The organism is Pseudomonas sp. B14-6 (genome assembly GCF_013260315.1).
Taxonomy (GTDB): domain Bacteria; phylum Pseudomonadota; class Gammaproteobacteria; order Pseudomonadales; family Pseudomonadaceae; genus Aquipseudomonas; species Aquipseudomonas mandelii.
On the sequence record NZ_CP053929.1, the window covers coordinates 1,474,961 to 1,498,489 of the forward strand.

The 23,529-nt window shown below is 59.8% G+C and carries 21 protein-coding genes; 8 read left to right on the plus strand and 13 right to left on the minus strand.

The features are described 5' to 3' along the window. The first annotated feature begins 142 nt into the window (after positions 1-142). The 3 genes from HP062_RS06690 (at position 143) to HP062_RS06700 (ending at position 4,419) form a co-directional block, all read left to right on the plus strand. On the plus strand, positions 143-1,534 hold the full coding sequence (locus tag HP062_RS06690; RefSeq protein ID WP_010460857.1) for a GntP family permease: 1,392 nt from the start codon (positions 143-145) through the stop codon (positions 1,532-1,534). Positions 1,535-1,541: 7 nt separating this feature from the next. After that, positions 1,542-2,315 carry a 3-hydroxybutyrate dehydrogenase gene (gene hbdH, locus HP062_RS06695; protein ID WP_010460859.1) on the plus strand — a complete coding sequence of 258 codons (774 nt, stop codon included), beginning with the start codon at positions 1,542-1,544 and terminating at the stop codon, positions 2,313-2,315. Positions 2,316-2,463: 148 nt separating this feature from the next. After that, the gene (locus tag HP062_RS06700; protein ID WP_172791111.1) at positions 2,464-4,419 is read left to right on the plus strand and encodes an acetoacetate--CoA ligase; all 1,956 of its coding nucleotides are present in this window, start codon (positions 2,464-2,466) and stop codon (positions 4,417-4,419) included. Here the strand turns inward: HP062_RS06700 and HP062_RS06705 are convergent. From HP062_RS06705 to HP062_RS06715, 3 genes are all read right to left on the minus strand, one after another. Next, positions 4,416-5,711 carry a hypothetical protein gene (locus HP062_RS06705; protein ID WP_172791112.1) on the minus strand — a complete coding sequence of 432 codons (1,296 nt, stop codon included), beginning with the start codon at positions 5,709-5,711 and terminating at the stop codon, positions 4,416-4,418. The genes HP062_RS06700 and HP062_RS06705 overlap by 4 nt on opposite strands. Further along, on the minus strand, positions 5,651-8,275 hold the full coding sequence (locus tag HP062_RS06710) for a hypothetical protein (RefSeq protein WP_172791113.1): 2,625 nt from the start codon (positions 8,273-8,275) through the stop codon (positions 5,651-5,653). Before HP062_RS06710 ends, HP062_RS06705 begins: the two co-directional genes overlap by 61 nt. Before the next feature lie 125 nt (positions 8,276-8,400). After that, positions 8,401-9,510: a PilT/PilU family type 4a pilus ATPase gene (locus HP062_RS06715; RefSeq protein WP_172791114.1), complete on the minus strand. Its 1,110-nt coding sequence runs from the start codon at positions 9,508-9,510 to the stop codon at positions 8,401-8,403. 121 nt (positions 9,511-9,631) lie between these two features. On the opposite strand from HP062_RS06715, the gene HP062_RS06720 reads away from it, so the two are divergent. Together HP062_RS06720 and HP062_RS06725 are read left to right on the plus strand one after the other, a co-directional pair. Further along, the gene (locus HP062_RS06720) at positions 9,632-12,169 is read left to right on the plus strand and encodes a PAS domain-containing protein (protein ID WP_172791115.1); all 2,538 of its coding nucleotides are present in this window, start codon (positions 9,632-9,634) and stop codon (positions 12,167-12,169) included. Between the two features lie 65 nt (positions 12,170-12,234). Further along, positions 12,235-12,510 (plus strand): peptidylprolyl isomerase, encoded by a 276-nt coding sequence (locus tag HP062_RS06725; protein ID WP_007898282.1) that lies wholly within the window; start codon positions 12,235-12,237, stop codon positions 12,508-12,510. 121 nt (positions 12,511-12,631) lie between these two features. On the opposite strand, the gene HP062_RS06730 is transcribed toward HP062_RS06725, so the two are convergent. The 8 genes from HP062_RS06730 to HP062_RS06765 all read right to left on the minus strand — a co-directional run bounded on the left by HP062_RS06730 (position 12,632) and on the right by HP062_RS06765 (position 19,333). Further along, positions 12,632-13,567 carry a sugar kinase gene (locus HP062_RS06730; RefSeq protein WP_083376588.1) on the minus strand — a complete coding sequence of 312 codons (936 nt, stop codon included), beginning with the start codon at positions 13,565-13,567 and terminating at the stop codon, positions 12,632-12,634. Positions 13,568-13,708: 141 nt separating this feature from the next. Then, on the minus strand, positions 13,709-14,926 hold the full coding sequence (locus HP062_RS06735; protein WP_172791116.1) for an amino acid deaminase: 1,218 nt from the start codon (positions 14,924-14,926) through the stop codon (positions 13,709-13,711). Positions 14,927-14,965: 39 nt separating this feature from the next. Beyond that, complete coding sequence (locus tag HP062_RS06740) at positions 14,966-15,730, minus strand: IclR family transcriptional regulator (protein ID WP_010460880.1); 765 nt, start codon at positions 15,728-15,730, stop codon at positions 14,966-14,968. Between the two features lie 157 nt (positions 15,731-15,887). After that, complete coding sequence (locus HP062_RS06745; RefSeq protein ID WP_172791117.1) at positions 15,888-16,277, minus strand: RidA family protein; 390 nt, start codon at positions 16,275-16,277, stop codon at positions 15,888-15,890. 32 nt (positions 16,278-16,309) lie between these two features. Continuing rightward, positions 16,310-17,101, minus strand: coding sequence for an amino acid ABC transporter ATP-binding protein (locus HP062_RS06750; protein ID WP_172791118.1), 792 nt, complete (start codon positions 17,099-17,101; stop codon positions 16,310-16,312). Then, on the minus strand, positions 17,098-17,760 hold the full coding sequence (locus tag HP062_RS06755) for an amino acid ABC transporter permease (RefSeq protein WP_077747697.1): 663 nt from the start codon (positions 17,758-17,760) through the stop codon (positions 17,098-17,100). Before HP062_RS06755 ends, HP062_RS06750 begins: the two co-directional genes overlap by 4 nt. Before the next feature lie 9 nt (positions 17,761-17,769). Beyond that, positions 17,770-18,432 carry an amino acid ABC transporter permease gene (locus tag HP062_RS06760; protein ID WP_010460889.1) on the minus strand — a complete coding sequence of 221 codons (663 nt, stop codon included), beginning with the start codon at positions 18,430-18,432 and terminating at the stop codon, positions 17,770-17,772. A gap of 52 nt (positions 18,433-18,484) precedes the next feature. Beyond that, on the minus strand, positions 18,485-19,333 hold the full coding sequence (locus HP062_RS06765) for a transporter substrate-binding domain-containing protein (RefSeq protein ID WP_010460890.1): 849 nt from the start codon (positions 19,331-19,333) through the stop codon (positions 18,485-18,487). 344 nt (positions 19,334-19,677) lie between these two features. Here HP062_RS06765 and HP062_RS06770 point away from each other — a divergent pair, with 344 nt between their 5' ends. After that, positions 19,678-20,118, plus strand: a complete 441-nt coding sequence (locus HP062_RS06770) for a co-chaperone YbbN (RefSeq protein WP_172791119.1) — start codon at positions 19,678-19,680, stop codon at positions 20,116-20,118. 104 nt (positions 20,119-20,222) lie between these two features. Here the strand turns inward: HP062_RS06770 and HP062_RS06775 are convergent, their stop codons facing one another. Then, positions 20,223-21,089: a LysR family transcriptional regulator gene (locus HP062_RS06775; protein WP_102594998.1), complete on the minus strand. Its 867-nt coding sequence runs from the start codon at positions 21,087-21,089 to the stop codon at positions 20,223-20,225. A gap of 164 nt (positions 21,090-21,253) precedes the next feature. Here HP062_RS06775 and HP062_RS06780 point away from each other — a divergent pair, with 164 nt between their 5' ends. Then, positions 21,254-22,792 (plus strand): MFS transporter, encoded by a 1,539-nt coding sequence (locus tag HP062_RS06780; RefSeq protein WP_083376584.1) that lies wholly within the window; start codon positions 21,254-21,256, stop codon positions 22,790-22,792. Between the two features lie 63 nt (positions 22,793-22,855). After that, positions 22,856-23,113 carry a DUF2790 domain-containing protein gene (locus HP062_RS06785; protein WP_077747692.1) on the plus strand — a complete coding sequence of 86 codons (258 nt, stop codon included), beginning with the start codon at positions 22,856-22,858 and terminating at the stop codon, positions 23,111-23,113. Here the strand turns inward: HP062_RS06785 and HP062_RS06790 are convergent. Next, positions 23,110-23,514: a MerR family transcriptional regulator gene (locus tag HP062_RS06790; RefSeq protein WP_172791120.1), complete on the minus strand. Its 405-nt coding sequence runs from the start codon at positions 23,512-23,514 to the stop codon at positions 23,110-23,112. The two genes, HP062_RS06785 and HP062_RS06790, sit on opposite strands and share 4 nt — an antisense overlap. Positions 23,515-23,529 lie beyond the last annotated feature (15 nt).

A 23,529-nucleotide genomic window follows, 5' to 3' on the forward strand; every position in this document is an offset into this window, starting at 1 on the left:
AAGAGATAAATCATTCAGAATCACCTTACAAATAAATAAATATCCTTATATTTCAATGCCTTAAATAAATGGCACGAATCTCGCTAAAGCCCTCTCCCACAAAAGTTCCACCCTACAAAAATAACAAACCAGGAGACACACCATGAGTGTGATCATTGCCTTGGCAGCCCTCGCGCTGCTGATGCTGGCTGCTTACCGTGGCTACAGCGTTATTCTCTTCGCCCCGATTGCCGCCCTCGGCGCCGTCTTGCTCACCGACCCTTCCGCCGTCGCCCCTGCCTTCACCGGGGTGTTCATGGAGAAAATGGTCGGCTTCATCAAACTGTATTTCCCGGTGTTCCTGCTCGGCGCGGTGTTCGGCAAGCTGATTGAGCTGTCGGGATTCTCACGCTCCATCGTCGCGGCAGCGATTCGGTTGCTCGGTACACGTCAGGCGATGTTGGTGATCGTGTTGGTCTGCGCCCTGCTGACTTACGGCGGCGTGTCGCTGTTTGTGGTGGTGTTCGCGGTCTACCCGTTTGCCGCTGAAATGTTCCGCCAGAGCAACATCCCCAAGCGCTTGATCCCGGCGACCATCGCCCTCGGTGCGTTTTCGTTCACCATGGACGCCTTGCCCGGCACCCCGCAGATCCAGAACATCATCCCCAGCACCTTCTTCAACACCACCGCGTGGGCGGCGCCGTGGCTGGGTGTAATCGGCGCGATCTTCGTAGTCTGCGCCGGCATGCTGTTTCTCCAACGCCAGCGCAACAAGGCGCAGGCCGCCGGTGAAGGTTATGGCACCGAACTGCGCAACGAGCCGGAAACCGCGGCCGACATCAAACTGCCGAATCCATGGATTGCCCTGTCGCCGTTGCTGGCAGTCGGCATCATGAACCTGCTGTTTACCCAGTGGATTCCGCAGTGGTATGGCAAGACCCACAGCCTCGCACTGCCGGGCATGGCCGCGCCGGTCACCACCGAAATCGCCAAGCTCACGGCGATCTGGGCAGTGCAAGCGGCCTTGCTGGTCGGCATCATCATGGTGCTGGTGTTCGGCTTCCAGGCGATTCGCGGCAAGTTGGCCGAGGGCAGTCGAAGTGCAGTCAGCGGTTCGTTGCTGGCGGCGATGAACACCGCGTCGGAGTACGGTTTTGGTGCGGTGATCGCCTCCTTGCCGGGCTTCCTGGTATTGGCCGACTGGCTCAAGAGCATTCCCAACCCGTTGGTCAACGAAGCGATTACCGTGACCCTGCTCGCCGGCATCACCGGTTCGGCGTCGGGCGGCATGAGCATTGCGCTGGCGGCCATGGCCAATGACTTCATCGCTGCGGCCCACGCTGCCAACATTCCGTTGGAAGTGCTGCACCGAGTGGCTGCGATGGCCAGTGGTGGCATGGACACCCTGCCGCACAACGGCGCAGTGATTACCCTGCTGGCGGTCACCGGCCTGACCCACCGTGAAGCCTACAAAGATATTTTCTGTATTACGCTGATCAAGACCCTGGCGGTTTTTGTGGTGATCGGTACTTTCTACGCCACTGGCATTGTGTGAGGTATTCATGACGACTCTTTCGGGCAAGACTGCACTGGTCACCGGTTCCACCAGCGGCATCGGCCTGGGCATTGCCCTGAGCCTGGCCAAGGCTGGCGCCAATCTGATTCTCAACGGTTTCGGCGATGCGTCCAAGGTGATTGCCGAGGTCGAGCAATTCGGTGGCAAGGTCGGCCATCACCCGGCCGACGTCAGCGACCCGGTGCAGATTGCCGACATGATTGCTTATGCCGAGCGTGAGTTCGGCGGCGTCGACATCCTGGTGAACAACGCCGGTATCCAGCACGTAGCGGCGGTAGAAGACTTTCCCGTGGAACGTTGGGACTCGATCATTGCGATCAACCTGTCGTCGGTGTTTCACAGCACCCGCTTGAGCCTGCCGGGCATGCGCACCAAAGGTTGGGGGCGGATCATCAACATTGCCTCGGTGCATGGACAGGTGGGCTCGGTGGGTAAAGCCGCCTATGTCGCGGCCAAACATGGCGTGATCGGCTTGACCAAGGTCGTCGGGCTGGAAACGGCAACGACCAATGTGACCTGCAACGCCATTTGCCCGGGCTGGGTATTGACGCCGCTGGTGCAGAAGCAGATTGATGCACGCATCGCGACCGGGATCGAGCCGCAACAGGCGCAGCATGATTTGCTCGCGGAGAAGCAGCCGTCGCTGGAATTCGTCACCCCGCCGCAATTGGGCGAACTGGTGTTGTTCTTGTGCAGTGAGGCCGGAAGCCAGGTGCGCGGCGCGGCGTGGAATATTGATGGTGGGTGGTTGGCGCAGTAATTCGGCAGTAAACCGCGTTATCGTTCTTCGCGGGCAAGCCTCGCTCCCACAGGTTTTGTGGTTGCAGCCGGATTTGTGGCTCGACGCAAAACCTGTAGGAGCGAGGCTTGCCCGCGAATGAATCTGAAAATAGAAGAAGAGGCAAGCCATGTCCGACATCCTCTGGCAACCCAGCGCCGAGCGCATCAGCAAAACCCGCATGGAGGCCTTTCGGCGCTTCATCATTAAACGGCACCACATTCACCTCGACGACTACCCCGCCCTGCACCAATGGTCCATCGATCAGCGCGTAGCTTTCTGGCAGGCGATCGTCGACTTCTTCGACATCCGTTTCCACGATCAGCCGGACGCAGTGCTGGTGGAAGGCGCGCAAATGCCCAGCGCCGAGTGGTTCCCAGGCGCCACCCTGAATTTCGCCGAGCACCTGCTGCGCCGTCGCGACGATGCCGTGGCGGTCATTGCGATTGGCGAGAACGGCCAGCGTGAACACCTGACCTGGGCGGAACTCGCCGAGCATGTCGCCGGTTTTCAAAACAGTCTGAAAGCCGCTGGCGTCGGCCTCGGCGACCGTGTCGCCGCGTGCATGCCCAATACCTGGCAAACTCTGGTGGCCATGCTCGGCACCACCAGCCTGGGGGCGATCTGGTCCTGCTCATCACCGGACTTCGGCACCCAGGGCGTCATCGACCGCTTCGGCCAGATCGAACCGAAAGTGCTCATCACCTGCGCCGGTTACCGCTACGCCGGCAAGGACATCGATCAGACCGCCAAGGTCAATGAAATCCTCGAACGCCTGCCATCCTTGCAACAGTTGATCCTGGTGCCCTATGCCCGACCACAGGCACGCATCGAACAGTTCCACACCCGAGCCAACGTGACGCTGTGGGATGATTTTTACGACATCGGTGGCGAGCCGGATTTCGTCCCCGTGCCGTTCGCCCATCCGCTGTACATCCTCTACTCCAGCGGCACCACCGGCGTGCCGAAATGCATCGTCCACAGCACCGGCGGCGTGTTGCTGCAACACGTCAAGGAACACGGCCTGCATTGCGATCTCGGCCCCGGCGACCGTTTGTTTTACTACACGACATGCGGATGGATGATGTGGAACTGGCTGGTCTCGGCCCTGGCCGTGGGCAGTGCGGTGGTGCTGTACGACGGCTCGCCGTTCCATCCGGCCCCCCGGCGTTTGATCGACCTGATCGACGATGAACGCATCAGCGTCTTCGGCACCAGTCCAAAATTTCTCGCCACCCTGGAAACCCATGGGATCAAACCGCGCGAAAGCCATGACCTGAGCAGCCTGAAAACCCTGCTTTGCACCGGTTCCGCGCTGTCGCCGCAGAGTTACGACTACGTGTATCGCGACCTCAAGAGCGACCTGTGCCTGGCCTCGATGTCCGGTGGTACCGACATCGTTTCGTGCTTTGTGAACAGCAATCCTTTTGAGCCCGTGCGTCGCGGCGAAATCCAAGGCAAAAGCCTGGGCATGGCGGTCGAAGTCTGGAATGACGACGGCAAGCCTGTGATCGGCGAGAAAGGTGAACTGGTCTGCACCCGGCACTTCCCGGCGATGCCCATTGGTTTCTGGAACGACCCGCAGCAAGAGAAGCTGCACGCTTCATATTTCAGCCAGTTCCCCGGCGTCTGGGCCCAGGGCGATTACGCCGAACAGCTGCCCCACGGCGCGATGATGATCCACGGCCGCTCGGACGCGTTGCTCAACCCGGGCGGCGTGCGCATTGGCACAGCGGAAATCTATCGTCAGGTGGAGAAGGTCCCACAGGTGCTGGACAGCGTGGCCATTGGTCAGCAATGGCAGGATGACGTGCGGGTGGTGCTGTTCGTGAAGTTGCGCGACGGCGTCGAACTGGATGAAGCTTTGCAGCAGCAGATCCGCCAGGTCATCCGCGCCAACACCACACCCCGGCATGTACCGGCGAAGATTGTCGCGGTGACCGATATCCCACGGACCATCAGCGGCAAGGTCGTCGAGCTGGCGGTGCGGAACGTGGTGCATGGGCAGAAGGTGAAGAACACCGATGCGTTGGCCAATCCCGAGGCGCTGGAGCAATTTCGGGATCGGCCGGAACTGGCTTTTTAAACGGTTCGATCGAACGCTCGGGCCGGGGCTGCCGTGCCCTGTGCAAACCTCTGCGCAGTCACGGGTTTGTTCAGCGTGATCAGCACCGGATCGACAATCGCACGTTCGGGGTTTGCTTCCAGCGTGCTCCGCAGGAGGGACATGTTGCGGTCAAACCCGCCTTCGTCGGTGTACAACTGGCTCAGCAGCGAAGTGACCACCGCCAGTGAGTCGGCGTTTTCAAAGGCTTTGGAACGGGCGTGACGGGCAATGCCTCCATCTGTCACCGCAAGCTGTCCGGAGGCCAGGTTCAACAGCGACGCCACGTTCAGCGACTGGCCACCGCCAACGTTGCCGGCGTCGCGGGCATAGGCGACATCACCGATCTGCGCAGGTCCGTGAAACAGCTCATGGATCAAGTCGTCTGCGACGACGTCAAGGTTGAAACCCTGGCCGATGAAGTGACGGTTGAGATTGACGGTGTAGATTTCAACGAACTTCGCGTCGGACTGCCCGGTTGCACCTTTCCACTGCTGGTAAGCGTTCGCGTCGAAAGCGGCAATGTGGTGGGTGTCCTTGAGTGGATCTAGGACGAAGTTACTGATGGAAACGCCCGCGAAGTCCGCCCTGACCGCTCTCAAATAATTCAATAACTGATTGATTGCTTCATTCGAATCGCTTCCCATCAGCAGCCTGGCGACCAACGTGCGCTGCGCCTCAAAGTCACGGCGGATCAAGGCATTGATTGCGTTTTCGATTTTAGTCCGGGCTCGCGGCAGACTTTGTTCAATGAACTGTCGGGTGTAACTGACAGGCAATGTTTTGGTTGGGCGCGGCAAGCCGACAGGCGCCACGTAGGCAAAGTGGTCCAGTTTGGGCCCCCAGGCTTTGCCCAGGCGGTCGAGGGCATACCATTGGAGTTGGTTGCGCGCGGCCACCACTGACAGGGTCTCACCCACTGCACCACGTGGCCGCCAGCTACCCTGTCCGGTGTGGACGTGACTGGCGGCGCGGAGCAGGTCATAGGATTTGTGGCTGCCATGGAGTCTGCCCAACTGGGACTTCGCCAGTCCAAGAAGCGCTTCAGCCTGACTGCTGAAACGTAACGCGCCCTTATGGATGAGTTTGCCGGCACCATAAAACACCGTTGGCACATCATCCACGGGGTTGAAGAGGGAAATGGAGGTGACAAAGGCCAGTTTGGTCAGACGGGCGCCTTTGGACGACAGGGAGATCGCCTTCGACGAGATGCTCAGCGCTTTGGCGCCCGCCCCACGAATGCCCCGCCCAACGCCATGGCGTCCATGACGCAACCGTAGATCCCGTCTACGACCTTGTTGTGCTCTCCGGAAGACAAATCCTCGATGCACTTTTTGAACGGAACCACCAGATTCACGATGTAATCGGCAGTCTCTTCGCCTTTTTTGCGTTCGGTTTCAAGCGCTGTCGGCACGGTGGCCATCAACTCGATTTCGTCCAACGTGCGCAACGGATGATTGTTCACAACGAACGCCGCAATTCGCGCCAGTTGCGGATTGCCAACATTTATATAAGTACTCTGCTGGCGAGCCGTTACTTGCAGTGGCGCGGGGAGTTCGCCCAGTTTTTCAATAATTGCCATGTCGCTGCTGGCGTCATCCCCGGCGAAAACGCCGTCGGTATATTCAATAACAGAAAGAGGTAACCATTCGGAGGGCGCAGGTCGTTCCGGCGCATTCAGGTCCCCGGTGAAATCCATTCTCGCGGCCGTTCGCAATTTGCCTGTTGAGATGATCAGCGAGGCGAGCGTGTTGTTTCTCCGTAATTCACCCCGCAAGGTGAACAACTCATAACACACCGCCGTGTTTGCGTGAGTTGCAAACATGACAATGCCGAAGCGTCCCTTGACAGCATCGCTACCTTGCCGGGTTTCGTAAGTCGTTGAAACAGGGACCGGCGATATTGAAAAGAAAGACTCGGTTCTGGTGGCCGGAAGACGAACGGTAAAAAAGCTGATCTTTCCGTTCAGAAAGACGTCCAGATCATGAGGAAGCATGTGTGAAAGGGCCAACTTGATGTTGCTCGCCAGCGCATTATTCAACTGGCCGTGATAATCGCGCAATTGGCGATGGTACTCGACATTGTTGGGAGGCAGGCTCCGCAACCTTGGAAAGCGACTATAAAGGCTAGTGACGGAGGGGTCGTACTGAGTTGGTCTTTTGTAATGGGTGATACCGGCCAACAAATCAGGGGTCCCGGAAATAACTTTATCGGGGAAGACCGCAGGAAAATCCCACTGGCCACCTTCCAGATCCGCCGACATGTGCAACTCGACCATGGACATGGGGTTGGAGGACGCATAAAGGCCGGGGTGTTGATAGAGCACTTTATCGTCGAGAAAATCACACTCCGGCACCGCTCCTTGCAAGGCTTCGCGCGCGATGGTTTCGCGGTTGGGCATCGGGATGGAATAGACGCGCGCCAGATGGGTGAAGTTTTCCGCATATGCCTGGAACGCGGTGATGGCCCGCTCGGTGGTGTCCTTTGCCGCTTGAGTCAGCTCGCTTGCGCTGATAACGCTGTTGATCAGGGCCCAGTCGACGATCGGATCGATCATTGCCAAATCCCGCAGTCGGGACAGCGGCTCGCTGACAGGCTCCAGTTCGACATACGCCATGATTTGCGCATACGTCAGCACACGCGACGCGCCCTTCCTGACCGCTTCCGCCAAGGCAACGCCATGGCAAAAGGTTACCCAGGCAACCGAGCCCAACGTCATCGACGATGGCACGCCCCTGACCAGAAATTCCGGCGCAATGTCCGCCAGCAGCAGATGACACGCCAGTGGCGCCGCCGCAGGATCAACCCAGCCCTTGGTATAGAGAAAGGCTTGCAGCTCTTCGCGGACCATGGCCGGCGACCGCTCTACGTTGCTCGGCGCATATAAAGCGAAACCACCGAGACTCTTGCGGTCCCCGGTGCTACCAAGAGACGGATAAAGATCCAGCAACAGGCTGGTGACCAGCAGTTGCTCGAGATCTTGCGCAGAGACGTTCTGCCCGGGATGCGCGCCGAACCAGTCCGACGCTTCCAGAATCTGCCTGGCACAGGCCTGGGCCACCGGATGCTTGACCAACGCGACGATCCGCTCGGCGGCATTTTCGTGTGTCGCAACGGCGCGTCCCGTTTCGCGGTACAACATGTCCAGCAGTCTGGTGTTCTGGGTAACACGCTGAGTAACCTGCCGAATGGCGGTCCGTTGCTCAGCCGACAAGACGGCTAACGATGAATCATCCGTAACCAACTGCCCCCAATAGTGCCCCAACTCATCGACATCAGGATCAAACTCGAAAAGCGCGATCAGGTTTCTGGTTTCGCTCGCGTTCGTTGGAACCGTCAGGCCATGAAACCTCAGCCATTGGTCCACATCGACGAAATCTTCGGTGTAAATGTATCCACCGGCTTGCCTGGCAATATCACCTACCACCAGCAGCTTTTGATAATAGTGCGACGCCTGGACGATATTCACGTCGACGACTTCCCACACTTGCCGGTCTTTTCGGAATATCTCAAGTCCGCCGTTTTCGTTAATACGGGTTGCCGCCATATTCTCCGGACGGTGGCGACGGAGTTCGTCCATTACGACCGTGTAGTTGGCCAGGTTATTCCATGCCACTCGCCCCGGCATATGGACTTCATACAGCGAAGAACCTTTTGCCAGCTCAAACTCATAACCTTGCCAATGGTACGGCCCTTCATCCTCTTGATCCTCGAAGACACTTTGCAACAAGCGCGCGACCACTTGTCGTTCAGCGGCATCGGCCCTTAACCACTGGTGCTGGACTTCTGAAACGGCTCCGGACAACGGATAGTCTTTATATTTCAACTTAACAACCATAAAACAACCTTATGTATTTAGTTCACTGATTCATTAATCGAAGGTGAATCCTGACCCACCAAAAATTAACTAAACAGTAAAACTTCATAAGACAACATTTCATCGTCGCCGCCTTACCCACCTCATCAATCCACTAACCCCCAGTCCCCATTGGGCGCATTGACGGTCGAAGGCCCACCGCCATACAGCTTGAGGCGCAACTTCAGATTGCTCAGCGAGTCCGCATGTTTTAGCGCCTCTTCCTCACTGATTGCGCCTTCCATCACCAGTGCATACAGTGCGCCATCGAACGTCTGCATACCGAACTCTGCGGACTTTTCCATGATGTCTTTAAGTTCGTCCAGTTGATTGCGCTTTATCAAGTCACCGATCGTGGGTGTTCCCAACATCACTTCCACTGCCGCCCTGCGCTGACCGTCAAGGGTCCGCACCAGTCGTTGGGAAACAAACGCTTTCAGATTGTTGCTCAAGTCATGCAGCAACTGCGTCCGCCGCTCTTCGGGAAAGAAATTGATGATGCGGTCCAGCGCCTGATGGGCGTTGTGCGCGTGCAACGTCGAGATCACCAGATGGCCCGTATCGGCAAACGCCAGCGCGTGCTCCATGGTTTCGCGGTCGCGGATTTCGCCGATCAGTACCACGTCCGGGGCCTGGCGCAGGGTGTTTTTCAGGGCAGCATGAAAACTGCGGGTATCGACGCCGACCTCGCGCTGGTTGATGATCGACTGCTTGTGCCGATGGATGTACTCGATCGGGTCCTCGATGGTGACGATATGGCCAGTGCTGTGGCGGTTGCGGTAATCGATCAGCGCCGCGAGGGAGGTTGACTTGCCGCAATCGGTGGCGCCGACGAACAGTATCAATCCTTGTTTGAGCATCACGGTTTCGAGCAGCACCGCCGGTAGTTTGAGGTCTTCGAAACGCGGGATGTCGAGCTTGATGTTGCGTGCCACGATTGACACATCGTTGCGTTGCTTGAAGATGTTGACCCGAAAGCGCCCGACACCCGCCAGGGAGATTGCCAGGTTCATCTCCAGTTCCCGATCGAACTCCAGGCGCTGTTCGGCGTCCATGATGGACTCGGCAATGGCCGCGACTGCTCCCGGCTTGAATGGCTGGTCGGTCAGCGGCTTGAGCACACCGTCGAACCGCGCACTGGGTGGTGCGCCGGTGGAAAGATAGAGATCGGATCCATTCCGGTCAGACAGTATCTGCAACAGTGCATCGATTTCCATGGCAAAAAACACCCGCGAAGCATTCAATGAAAAAGTAATGACCCATGGCAGGTCATCCAGCGTCTACCGCCCTGCAAGGATAGTAGACGCCGCGCCACCGACTTAAGTGCAGGACAATTTGATGAACGCAACACTGACGGGCAGCGATGCACAGGCCTTGATCGCCAGACTGGACTGGACACGCACCCCGCTGGGCGCTGCCAGCACCTGGCCACAGAGCCTGCGCACTGCCGTGGACATCGTGATTCATTCACCGATGCCGATGCTGTTGCTGTGGGGTCCGCACCTCACGCAGATCTACAACGACGGCTTCGCCCTCCTCGCCGGCAGCAAGCATCCACACGCTTTCGGACAACCGACGCACCAGATCTGGCCAGAACTTCAGGACTTTACCAGCCCCATTTACAGCGCTGTCCTACAAGGCCAGGTGCGTACCTACAGCGAACAACGTTTTACCTTGCAACGCGACGAAGGTGATTCCGACTTCTGGCTGGACCTGACCTACAGCCCGATCCGCGATGAAAACGCTGAGGTTGCTGGCATTCTGGTCACCGCCATCGAAACCAATGAACGCCGACGCATCGCGCTGGAACTGGAACAGCGGTCGGCCGCCAGTCTCAAGGCCCAGCACGAAACCGAACAGCGCCTGCAACTGGCGCTGGCGGCCACCGACGCCGTCGGCACCTGGGATTGGGACATCGGCGAAGATCGCTTCATCGCCGATGCGCATTTCGCCGAACTGCACAACATCGACCCACTGCTCGCCAGTCAGTTGCCCATCAGCGCCTACCTCCAGGCCGTGCACCCGGAAGATCGCGCCATGGTCGCCCGCAGCATCAAATATTCCATCACCCACGGCACCGAATACGCCGAGGAATATCGCTTGCTGCAACCCAGCGGTCACCTGCGCTGGGTGTTTGCCCGCGGTCGCTGCTACAAGGACCACCATGGCCGGCCGATCCGCTTCCTTGGCGCCGCGCTGGATCTGACCGAACGCAAGCTCACCGAGCAAGCCCTGCGCCAGAGCCAGACCGAGTTGCAGCTGATCATCAACGCCATGCCCATCCTGATCAGCTACGTGGACAGCGAGGAACGCTTTCGCTTGAACAACGCCGCTTATCTGGACTGGTATGGCCTGACACCGCAGGAACTCTATGGCCGCACCATTCGTGAAGTGCTGGGCGAGGAAGCCTATGCCTTGCGCGCCGAACACATTGCCCTGGCGCTGACGGGCAAGTCTTGCTGTTTCAGCATCAATACCCCGCACCGGGACGGCAGTAACCGCCATGCCTTGATGAATTACTTGCCGCGCCACGGCGCCGACGGCACGGTGAATGGTTTCTACATCTTTGTCATTGACGAAACCGAGCGCAAACAGACGGAAGAAGCCCTGCGCAATCTCAACGATACCCTTGAGGAACGGGTCGCGGCCCGCACCCAGCAGTTGGCCGAAGCCAACCAACGGCTGCAAAACGAGATGTTCGAGCGTGAACGCGCGGAAGACGCCTTGCGCCATGCACAGAAAATGGAGGCGGTCGGGCAGCTCACCGGCGGCATCGCCCACGACTTCAACAACATGCTGACCGGGATCATCGGCAGCCTCGATCTGATGCAGCGCTATATCGCGGACGGGCGCGCCGCCGAGATTGGCCGTTTCACCGAAGCCGCGGTGTCCTCGGCCAATCGTGCCGCCGCCCTGACCCATCGGCTACTGGCGTTTTCCCGGCGTCAGTCGCTGGATCGCCGGCCGCTGAACGCCAATGACCTGGTGCACTCCCTGGAAGACTTGTTCAGCCGGACCAAGGGCGATCACATCGAACTCAAACTGCTGCTGGCCGGCGAGGTCTGGCCAGTGAGCACTGACGTCAGCCAACTGGAAAACGCTCTGCTCAACCTCGTCATCAACGCCCGGGACGCCATGCCCGATGGCGGCGAGTTGCTGATCGAAACCGCCAACGTTTACCTCGACGGCAGCGACATCACCACGTTGGAACCGGTCAAGGCCGGGGATTACGTGATGATTGCCGTCAGCGATAACGGCACCGGGATGACACCGTCGGTGCTGGCCAAGGCGTTCGACCCGTTCTTCACCACCAAACCCATCGGCCAGGGTACCGGCCTTGGGTTGTCGATGATTTATGGGTTCGCCCAGCAGTCGGGCGGGCATGTCAGCCTGTTCAGTTTGCCGGGCAAGGGCACCAGCGTTCGCCTTTACTTGCCCCGATTGCACGCCACGGAACCGGAAAAAGTACTGCTGCCGTTCACGGGCGAGGCTCCGGCGGCGATTGCCGGCGAAACCGTGGTGTTGGTGGAAGACGACCCGGCGGTGCGCATGCTGGTGCTCGACCTGCTCAACGAGCTGGGTTATCACGCCCACGAAGCCGAGGATGCGAAGACCGCCCTGCCCTTGCTGGAATCCGACCTGAGGGTCGATCTGCTGGTGACCGACGTAGGCCTGCCGGGCATGAACGGCCGGCAACTGGCAGAGATCGCTCGCCAGCACCGCCCCGAACTCAAGGTCCTGTTCATGACCGGTTACGCGGAGAAAGCCGCCGAACGCCAGGGTTTCCTGGAAGAAGGCATGGACATGGTCGCCAAACCGTTTTCCATTGACCTGTTGGCCAACAAGATTCGCACGATGATCGGCCAACCGGAGTGAGTTGAGGCATAATCGCGCGCCCCGCTGGCATCAACATAGCCATCACCGTTGCAAGGTATGCCCCCATGAAAGCTCAAGCCCGCCATATTCTGGTGAAAACCTCGGAAGAAGCCGAGCAGCTCAAACAACGCATCGCCAAGGGCGAAGCCTTTGATGTGCTGGCCAAGAAGTACTCCACCTGCCCGTCCGGCAAACGCGGGGGCGACCTGGGTGAAGTGCGGCCTGGGCAAATGGTCGGGGTGATCGACGCGGTGATCTTCAAAAAACCGCTACGGGTGGTGCATGGGCCGATCAAGAGCAAGTTCGGGTATCACCTGGTGCAGGTGTTTTACCGGGATTGATGGGTTTGGCTTAAAGGCCCTGTGGCGAGGGAGCTTGCTCCCGCTGGGCTGCGTAGCGGCCCCAATTTACGGCTGCTGCGCACCCGAACGGGAGCAAGCTCCCTTGCCACAAAAGCTTATTTCAATCTTTGGGAATCAGTGCTCCAGGCACTTGAATCACCCGACTCGCCAACCGATGCCCCGCCTCGGCCGCCTCAACCGCACTTCCACCCTTGAGCCGACTGGCCAAATACGCCGCGCTGAACGAATCCCCCGCCGCCGTGGTGTCCACCACGCGCTCGACCTTCTGCGCGGGCACCTCGAACGACTCGCCATCACAGCGAATCAGACACGCCTCGGCGCCACGCTTGAGCACCACTTCGGGGGTGCCAATCTGCTCGTAAGCGGCAAACACCGCCTCGCCATCGGAAAAATGAAACAGCGCCTGCTCGTCATCGACGGTCAGCAACGCCAGATCGACATAGGGCAAGACGCTGCGATAAGCCGCCCGCGCCTCTTCGACTGACGCCCACAAGCGTGGCCGGTAGTTGTTGTCGAACACGATCCGCGCATCCCGCTGGCGGGCCTCGATCAGGGTTTCCAGCAGTTTCACCCGACCTTGCACGCCGAGCACCGCCAGGGTGATGCCGCTGAAATACAGCACGTCGTAATCCGGCAGCGCGGCCAGGATCGGCGCGGCGGCCGGGGTGGTGAAGCAGTCGCGCACGGCCGCTTCGTTACGCCAATAGAGGAAGCGGCGCTCGCCCGCCGCATCAGTCTGGATGCAGTACAAACCGGGCAGTCGCCCGGGCAGGCGCTGAACCATGCCCAACCCGATGTGTTCGTCGGCCCAGGTCTGGCACATGGCATCGCTGAAACTGTCGTCGCCCAGTGCAGTGACGTAATCGACGATGCCGCGGGTGCCGAGTTCCCGGGACAGGTAGACCGCAGTGTTCAAGGTATCGCCGCCGAAGCTCTGTTGCAGCGTGCCATCGGCGCGTTGTTGCAGCTCGATCATGCATTCGCCGATCAAGGCGATGCGCGGGGTGTTGGGGCCGAGGGTGTTGATGGTGTTCATTGTTGTGGGGTCTCTGGTATTGCGGTGTTGTCTGGGAGGATGCCATCGCGAGCAGGCTCACTCCCACATTGGATCTTCAGTGTTCACAAGATCCCTGTAGGAGCGGGCTTGCTGGCGAAGGCCGCGCCTCGGTCCGAAGCCTTAGAAACAGGTTTCCATGGTTTCGATGACGTTCAGCTGCTCATCCACCAGACACCCCGTGCGCCACTTGTCGAACGTCAGGCACGGGTGCGAAGTGCCGAACGAAATGATGTCGCCCACCCGCAGCTCAACCCCCGGCGCCACGGTCATGAACGCGTGCTGGTCCATCACCGCCGTCACTTTGCAGGCGCTGACATCGTCGCCGGTTGCAGGCACCACGCCGGCCTTGTAACGCAGCAGCGGCACGGGCAACCCCGCGTCGTAGGCGACGTCGCGTTTGCCCAGGGCGATCACCGCAAAACCCGGTTCCGGCAACGACTGCACATGCGCCCAGACTTCCAGCGCCGGGCGCAGGCCCTCGTGCAGATCGCTGCGGCGGTCGAGCACGCAGCATTGCGCTTCCTTGTAGATGCCATGGTCGTGAGCCACGTAGCTGCCGGGGCGCAACACACTGAGGAAACGTCCACCCGCGTTCTGCGCTTCGAAGGATTCGGCGATCAAGTCGTACCAGGCCGAACCCGACGCGGTGATGATCGGCTTGGGAATCGCAAAGGCGCCGCTGTCCTGCAACTGCACGGCCAGGCGCACCAGGGAGGCGGCGAATTCACGAATGCCTGTGACCGCATGATCACCGTGGATCACGCCCTCGTAGCCTTCGATGCCGGTCAGCGCCAGCGCCGGTTGAGCGTCGATGGCTTTGGCCAGCGCGACCACTTCCGTTTCACTGCGGCAACCGCAACGACCGCCGACCACGCCGTACTCGATCATCACGTTCAGGCGCACACCGCGCGAGGCGAAGTACGCGCCCAGGTCAGCGACGTTATCCGGATGATCGACCATGCAATGGAAGTCGAACGTCGGGTCCGCCAGCAAATCGGCGATCAGCGCCATGTTCGGCGTACCGACCAATTGGTTGGCCATCAGCACCCGACGCACACCGTGGGCATAGGCCGCGCGGGTTTGCGTGGCGCTGGCCAGGGTGATGCCCCAGGCGCCGGCGTCCAGTTGGCGTCGGAACAGCGCGGGCGTCATGCTGGTTTTGCCGTGGGGCGCGAGTTCGGCGCCGCTGTTGCTGACAAACGCCTGCATCCAGCGAATGTTGTGTTCCAGCGCTTCGCGGTGCAGCACCAGCGCAGGCAGGCTGACGTCGCGCACGAGATTGGCGCCAGTCTGGGCAAAGCCCTTTTCCACAGCGGCAGTGTTTTGGGCAGAAGACATGGTCGAACTCCTCACATTAGCGGCTGCAGACAGCCGCTTTTATTCGTTGATACGCCGGGCCAGGCTATTGGCGCTGTCGATCAGCACCCGGCGATAGTCGTTGTAATTGTTCTTGGCGTCGTCCCGTGGGGCGACGATGCACAGGGTCGCAATGGCCACGCCGCTCGGGTCTTTGACCGGGGCGGCGAAGCAATGGGTGAAGGTGTCGGCGACGCTATCGAAAGAGAAGAAGCCATCGATACCGGCCTGACGGATTTCCTTGAGAAACTGCTCCAGCGGCAGGCGTTCGCCGTCGGGCAGGATGAAGTCGTCGTGGTCGATCAGGTCAATGATCTCCTGATCACTCAGGTGCGCCAGCAGCAGGCGCCCGGACGCAGTCCAGGGGATTGGCGCGTTCTCGCCGATGTCCGAGGAAATACGGAAATGCCGCTCGCCCTCTTTCATCAGCGCCACGGTGTATTTGCGCCCGTTAAGCAGGCACATCTGCGCGGTTTCATGGGTCTGGCTGACGATGTCCTGCAAAGCGTGATCGGCTTCGCGGGTCAGGTCGAAATGGCGCAAATGCGCTTGCCCGAGAAAGTACAACTGACGGCCGAGGTAGACGTGACCGTCCTTGCCCACGGGTTCGAGAATGCGTCGTTCCAGCAGGGAAGCGACCAGTTCGTAGATCGTGGATTTCGGGCTGTCGATGCCGCTGGCGATTTCATTCGGGCGCAGCGGTTTGCCGACTTCCTTGAGGAAATCGAGGATATCGAACGCCCGGTCCAGACCGCGAGCCCGGCGCTTGATGGTGTCTTCGGTCATGTCAGTGGTTCCCATACAAATTCGCCGGGGAGTTTACCGCTAATGATCGTTCCCACGCTCGGCGTGGGAATGCCTCAATGGACGCTCTGCGTCCGCTTTGCGACGCGGAGCGCCCCGGGCTGCATTCCCCCGCAGAGCGTGGGATCGATCATTAGGCTCAGGCCTTTTTCTTGTACGCGATGCAGTCGATCTCGACCTTGCAATCGACCATCATGTTCGCCTGCACACAGGCCCGGGCTGGTGCGTGCTCGCTTTTGAAGTACTCGGAGAAGACCTTGTTGAAACTGGTGAAATCCCGCGGATCCTCCAGCCACACGCCAGCACGCACCACGTCTTCCAGGCCATAACCGGCCTCTTCGAGAATCGCGATCAGGTTCTTCATGGCCTGGTGGGTCTGCTCGACGATGCCACCGGTAATGATCTCGCCGTCCACCGCCGGCACCTGCCCGGAAACGTGCAGCCAGCCATCGGCTTCAACGGCTCGGGCGAAAGGGCGAGGCTGACCGCCAGCGGCGGTGTTGCCGGTGCCGTAACGAGTAATGCTCATGAGTGTTTCTCCTGATCGAAAAAATATAAAAATTAAAACCGCGTGTTCTTGAGAAATTCGGCAAGACGCGGCGATTGCGGGCGTTCGAACAGCTCCTTGGGAGGCCCCTGCTCTTCGATCCGCCCCTGGTTCATGAAGACAATCTTGTCCGAGACCTCGAAGGCAAAACGCATCTCGTGGGTAACCAGCAACATGGTCATGCCTTCGTCGGCCAGGCCCTTGATCACGTTCAGCACTTCGCCGACCAGTTCCGGGTCCAGGGCCGAGGTCACTTCATCGAACAGCATCAGGCTCGGGTTCATCGCAATCGCCCGGGCAATCGCCACGCGCTGTTGCTGACCGCCGGACAACTGGCCGGGATAGTGGTCACGACGCTCCAGCAGGCCAACCCGCTCCAGCCATTTCTCCGCCAGCGCCACCGCTTCTTCCTTGTGCAGTTTCTTGACCTTGAGCAAGCCAAGGGTGACGTTCTGCAGCGCGGTCAGGTGCGGGAACAGGTTGAACTGCTGGAACGCCATGCCGGTCATTGCCCGGTGCCGGGCGATGACTTTTTCCGGGTGACGCACGCGCTTGCCGTTGACCTCGTCATAGCCGATGGACTCGCCATCGAGCACGATCTGCCCGCTCTGGAATTCTTCGAGCATGTTCACGCAACGCAGCAGCGTGGTCTTGCCCGAGCCGCTGGAGCCGATCAGCGTGACCACGTTGCCGCGCTGCATGGTCAGGTCGACGCCCTTGAGCACTTCAAGCTTGCCGTACTGTTTGTGCAGGCTGCGAATGTCCAGCAGGGCCTGGTTCTGTGTCGAAACTTGAGGTTGAGTCATGGCAAGGCCACCCGCTTTTCAATGTGCCGGCCGAGTAATTCGATGGCGTAGTTGATGACGAAAAACAGAAATCCGGCGAACAGGTAAAACTCCAGCGTCATGAAGGTGCGCGCGATGATCTGCTGCGTGCTGAGCAACAATTCCGCCACACCGATGACCGACAGCAAGGTCGACGCCTTGACGATTTCGGTCGACGAGTTGACCCAGGTCGGCAGGATCTGCCGCAACGCCTGGGGCAACAACACGTAGCCGAGCGCCTGATAAAACGTCAGGCCGATGGCCTTGCTTGCCTCCATCTGGCCACTGGGCAACGCTTGCAACGCGCCGCGCACAATCTCCGCGACGTGGGAGCCGCAGAACAGCGTCAGCCCCAAGGCACCGGCCTGAAACGCGCTGATTTGCCAGCCCAATGCGGGCGCCATGTAGAAGCAGGCCAGCACCAGTACAAACACTGGTGTGCCGCGAATAATGTCCACGTAAAACCGGAACGGTGCGCGCATCCAGAACTTGCCGTAGGTCAGCACCAGACCGGTAACAATACCGACCATCGTACCCAGCAAAATCGCCAGGGCCGAGACCTGCACACTGGTCAAAAAGCCCTGCCACAGAACTTCCCGCGCCACCCATAACTCATGCAACCAACTGGGGGATTCGTACATGGTGGCCTCCTATCGGCGGATCGCCAGACGCTGCTCGAGGTAACGCAGCATCATGGCAATGAGGTAACAGGCCGCAACATAGAGCGCTGTGGTCACCAGCCAGGTTTCGATCACCCGGTAGCTCTCGACATTGATCTTGCGTGCGTAGTAAGTCAGCTCCGGCACCGCAATCGCGGCGGCCAGCGAGGTGTCCTTGAACAGCGAAATGAAGTTGTTCGACAAGGCCGGCAACACATTGCGCAGCATCACCGGCACGGTGACGTAGGCCTTGACCTGCCACTCGCCCAACCCGATCGCCAGGCCCGCTTCACGCTGCCCCTTGGGAATGCTCAACAACCCACCACGGAACACTTCAGTCAGGTACGCCCCGGCGTACAGCGACAGGGTGATGATGAACGACGGGATCTTGTCCAGCCGGATCCCCAGGCTCGGCAAGGCGAAGTAGATCAACAGAATCAACACCAGAATCGGCGTATTACGGACCACCGTCACATACACCGACGCCAGCACCCGCAATGCACGGTGCTTTGACAGCAAAGCAAACGCCATCATCAGGCCGATCACGCAACCGATGGCGATCGACACCAGCGCCAGCTCAAGGCCCAGACCGAGCCCCGCCAGCAAGGTGTCGAAATCGCGCCACACGGCGGCAAAGTTCAACTGATAGTTCATGGTCAGCAGTACCTTGAACGGGGCGCGTCATCGGCGCCCCGCTCTCACGGGATCATTTGAATTCGACAGGGAAACCGATGGCCGGGGTCGGCAGGTCTACGCCGAACCATTGCTTGAAGGACGCCGCGTAAGTCGGGAACTCAACGCCGGTCATGGCTTCATGCAAGGTGGTGTTGACGAAGTTCAGCCAGTCCTGATCGCCGCGCTTGACCGCGCAGGCGTAGGTCTGCGGGCTCCAGGCGTAGGCCGGGCTGCGATAGCGGCCAGGGTTCTGCACCATCAGGTATTTCACCGACGATTGATCGGTGGCGGCGGCGTCGGCCCGGCCGGAATTCACGGCCTGATACATCAGATCAACACTGTCGTACTGATCGACCTTGGCCTTGGGCAAGGCTTGATGCACCAGCTCTTCGGCGTACACGTTCTGCAGCACCGCCACGGTCACGCTGTCGTTGGCGGCCTTGAGGTCTTCGATTTCCTTGTACTTGCTGTTGGCCGGCAGCAGCAGTCCGACACCTTCGCGGTAGTACGGCAGGGTGAACGCCACTTGCTGGGCACGGCTGGCGGTCACGGTGATGAACTGGCAACTGATGTCGACCTTGTCCGTCAGCAGGTTGGGAATCCGCGCATCGGACGACTGCACCACGAATTCAACCTTGGTCGGGTCATTGAACAAACCCTTGGCAATCATTTTCCCGATATCGATATCAAACCCCTGCAACTTGCCATCCGCTCCCTGGAAGTGCCACGGCGCATTGGTACTGCCCGTGCCCACGATCAGTTTCCCGCGGGCCAGCACGCTATCGAGCTTGCTGTCCGCCGCCTGGGCCACGCCCATGGCAGCAGCCGAAGCAGCGACAAGAAAAATACACGCTTTAAACAAGGAAGGTCGGCGTTGCATGGCAAGCACTCCAGGGTGATGTTTATTCCGCTATACCGGACATAGGTGTGTAACAACGGAATAGACAGCAGAAAGTGTGCCACAGGTTGTGAGGGGAATGTCGGGGAGATTGGAAAGTGTTGTGAATCAAATGGATGGGTGAACGTTAAAAATGCACGTTACGAAACGCACAGGGGAACGAGCGCTACCGTTGGCTACACGGTTCGGGTACTTGCACCACATTCGTCTTGAGGCGGTTCAAATTGGGGCAGCGTGTTACCTGTAATTTCTGACAGTAGACCCACCCGTCTCCGCTCCTTTACCGTCGGCAGACACTCAATGCACAGTGAAAAAAGGAGTTCACCATGCGCTCGGCTGCCCACAACACGCTGGCCCCGACTTACCGTAAAGCCCTGAAAACCTGGCGTCCGGTGATCTTGTACTTCGGCAGCCAGCACTGTCCGGCCTGCGAAATGGCCGGGCCGGTCTTTCGTGGGATCGCCGAGGCTTATCGGCACCAAGCGCACATCTACATGCTGAACACGGTTGACTCGCCTCGACACCCGAACGTCACCGGTACGCCGACTGTGCTGTTTTATAAGGACGGGAAACTGCTGCAGAAGCTCAAGGGGATCGGCACTGAGGAAGCGTTAAGGGCGGATTTCGCCAGGCACATTGGCAGGGTGAAACCGGCGAGGGAGAAGCGTAAGCCGACGCACGATCTGACATGGTTGCGACGGACCTTGCGCCGGCTGTGCACGGTGCCTCGTGCGACTGAGCGGTTGAATCGTCGGGTTTGCTGTTAGGTTGGGGCATTGGTGGTGTTGGGTAGATTGCTTTCGCGAGCAGGCTTGCTCCTACATTGGATCTTCAGTGTTCATAAGATCCCTGCTCGCGAAAGCTTTTGCCCTTAGCGATTTTTGACCTGCTCGATGTACCTGGACACCGCCGCCGATTTCTCGAACCGTCGATGAATCAACGACAACCACGACGTCGCCTCGCAGCCCTTGATCGTGCGGTACAACACGCCGGGCAACCCGACATGCCCGACCACCGACGCCGGCACAACTGTCACGCCCTGCCCCAGCGAAACCAGCGCGATCACCGCCACCAGCCCGCCCGGCTGCGCGCCCAGTTTCGGTGCAAACCCGCCCTCGGCGGCGACTTGCAAAGTGCCGCTGATTTGTTCCGGCAGGATGAACGTCTCGTTTTGCAGATGCTCCGGAGCAATCTCTGGCAGTCGGCACAACCAGGACTCGGAGGACAGCGCCAGCACAAAGCCTTCTGAGTCCAGACGAATAGCCTCCAGTCCGTCGGGCAGGGTCATCGGTGAGCGGACATAGCCCACATCAAATCGCCCCTCGACCACCATGGCTGGCAATGACGCCATAGGGCTTTCCCGAACATTCAAGCTGACGTCCGGGCATTCACGACCAAAAGCCTGCACCTGTTTTTGCAGCACCCCCGAGTACACCGCCGACGCCACGTAACCGAGTTCGATATGGCCAATATCCCCGCGTCCGGCCCGCTGGGCATTGTGCTGGGCGTACTCGAATTGCCGCACCGTCGCCTCGGCTTCGATCATTAACGCCGCGCCGGCCTCGGTCAGGCTGACTTCACGTGTCTGGCGCACGAACAGTCGCGTGCCGAGTTCGTTCTCCATGTCCTGGATCTGCCGGGTCAAGGTCGGCGGCGCGATACCGAGTTGTTCGGCGGCGCGGGTAAAGTTGCCTTGCCGGGCAACGGCCAGAAAGTAGCGGAAATGCCGTATGTCCATGGGTGCATTAGCTCAAAGGTAATGAAGTCCCGGTGCCGGGCTAACAGAGCCGACAATCGACCGCGATAAGCTCAATGGCAATCACAGTAGAGAGCCAACGCCATGTACGTCAAACACCTTTGCGCCGCCACGATCAACGACCTTGCCCAAAAGGCAATCAGGCCATGAGCCGGGTCAGTCCGCGCCTGACGCTGCTGACGGCCTCCGGCGTGTGCTCGCTGATCGTGCTCGACACCAACATCGTCGCCGTCACTCTGCCGACCATCGCACGGGACCTGGGCGCGAACTTTGCCGACATTGAATGGGTGGTCAGCGCCTACATGCTGGCGTTCGCAGCGTTGTTGCTGCCCGCCGGGAGCATCGCCGACCGCTTTGGCCGGCAGAAAACCCTGCTCTGGGGGCTGGGGATTTTCATCCTTGCCTCCATCGGTTGCGGCGCGGCGCCCACAGCGTTGTTCCTTGACATTGCGCGGGCGGTCAAGGGTGTCGGCGCGGCACTGTTGCTGACCTCGGCCCTGGCCTCCATCGGCCACACCTTTCACGATGAAGTCGAACGGGCCAAGGCCTGGGCGTTCTGGGGCGCGTGCATGGGCGTGGCGATGACCGCTGCGCCGACGGTCGGCGGGCTGATCACCGAATATGTGGGCTGGCGCTGGATCTTCTACCTCAACCTGCCGGTGGGCGCGTTCTTGATGTTCATGGTCTGGCGCGCCGTGCCGGAATCCAGGGACCCCCAATCGGCGCGACTCGATCCCTGGGGCAGCCTGGCGTTCAGTGCGAGTTTGCTGTGCCTGATCTGGGGCTTGATCGAGGCCAATCGAATCGGCTGGAGCAACCCGCTCACCTACGCCCGGATCATCGGGGGCGCGCTGCTATTGGGGCTGTTTGTACTGATTGAGCGGATGCAACAGCGGCCGATGGTCGACCTGAAATTGTTCAGGCATCCGCGTTTCATCGGCGCCCTCCTTGGCATGTTTGCCTACGCCGGTTGCGCTCAGGTGATGATGACGTTGCTGCCGTTCTACCTGCAAAACGGCCTGGGCTTCTCGGCCATCGCGTCGGGGCTGGGGATGTTGCCGTTTGCCGTGACCATGTTGATTTGCCCGCGCATCGGCGCTCGGCTGGCCAATCGACTTGCCCCAGCCACGCTGATGGCGGCGGGTTTGACCCTGGTCGGCAGCGGCAACCTGCTCAGCGCCTGGGCCGTCAGCAGCGGCGGCTACCTGCCCTTCGCACTGGCCATCGCCGTGACGGGCGCCGGTGCCGGCCTGCTCAATGGCGACACGCAAAAGAACATCATGGCCTGCGTCCCTCGCGAGCGCACCGGCATGGCCTCAGGCATGAGCACCACCATGCGTTTCAGCGCGATCGTGCTGGCCATCGGTGTCTTTGGCGCGCTGCTGTCCAGCCACACCGAATTGCTGTTGCGCACCAGCCTGTCGACGCAGGGTCCGCAATGGCTCGGCCAGACCCAGGGCATTGCCTCTCGGGTGGTCGCCGGAGACATGACGGCGGCAATGAACCTGCTGCCGGAAACCGCGCGTGCGTTGGTCGAGCCACTGGCGCGTCAGGCCTTCGTCGGCGGCTTCAGCCTGCTGCTTCTGGTCGCGGGTTCGCTGGCCTTGCTGGGGGCGCTGGTGGTCGGCACGCTGATGCGCAATCCGCTCCCTGCGCCGAAAAGTTTTTCCCTGAGCCTGGAATAAACCCCAACGGGGCTCGTCGTACTGCCACTGAAATCGTTCAGTAGTCACTACGAGAGCCCCATCATGAAACGCATTCTGTCCGCCCTGTTTCTCATCAGCCTGAGCGGTGTTGCAGCGGCCGCCGCCGTCGACAACTCCAGCACACCGAAAGTCGAGGACTACAAGTACTCGACGCCGCTCCATATCGCCAAAGTGCTTAACATGACCCGCGACGATGGTTGCGGCCCCCTGCCGCGGGAGATGACTTACATTGATACCGCGGGCACCACCCATGTCCTGCGTTACCAGGCCTTTGGCGATAACTGCCTCGGTCAAAATTAATGCTGGATCAACGCCAGCACTCGCTCGGCATTCTCACCGCACGCCATTCCTTCGGGCCGCGTCTGGATGTTCTCGATCAACCCCAGCAACTGCGCCTTGTTTTGCGCCAGGTGCAGTTGCATCGCTTCGATCTGTTCGACTTTGCGCCCCAGGCTCGCCACCAGTGCATTGTCGTCGAACTCGCCTGTTACGGTGTCTGGCAACAATAACTTGAGCTCGTCGAGGCTGAACCCGGCCTGCTGTGCGCACTGAATAATCTTCAGGGTTTGCAGAACTTGCGGCGGGTAACGCCGATAGCCGTTGGCCATGCGCTCCACTTGCCGGATCAGGCCTTGAGCCTCGTAGAACCGAATGCGCGACGCGTTCAACCCGCTCAATTGCGCCAATTCACCAATCTTCATCTCGGCCTCATTTGC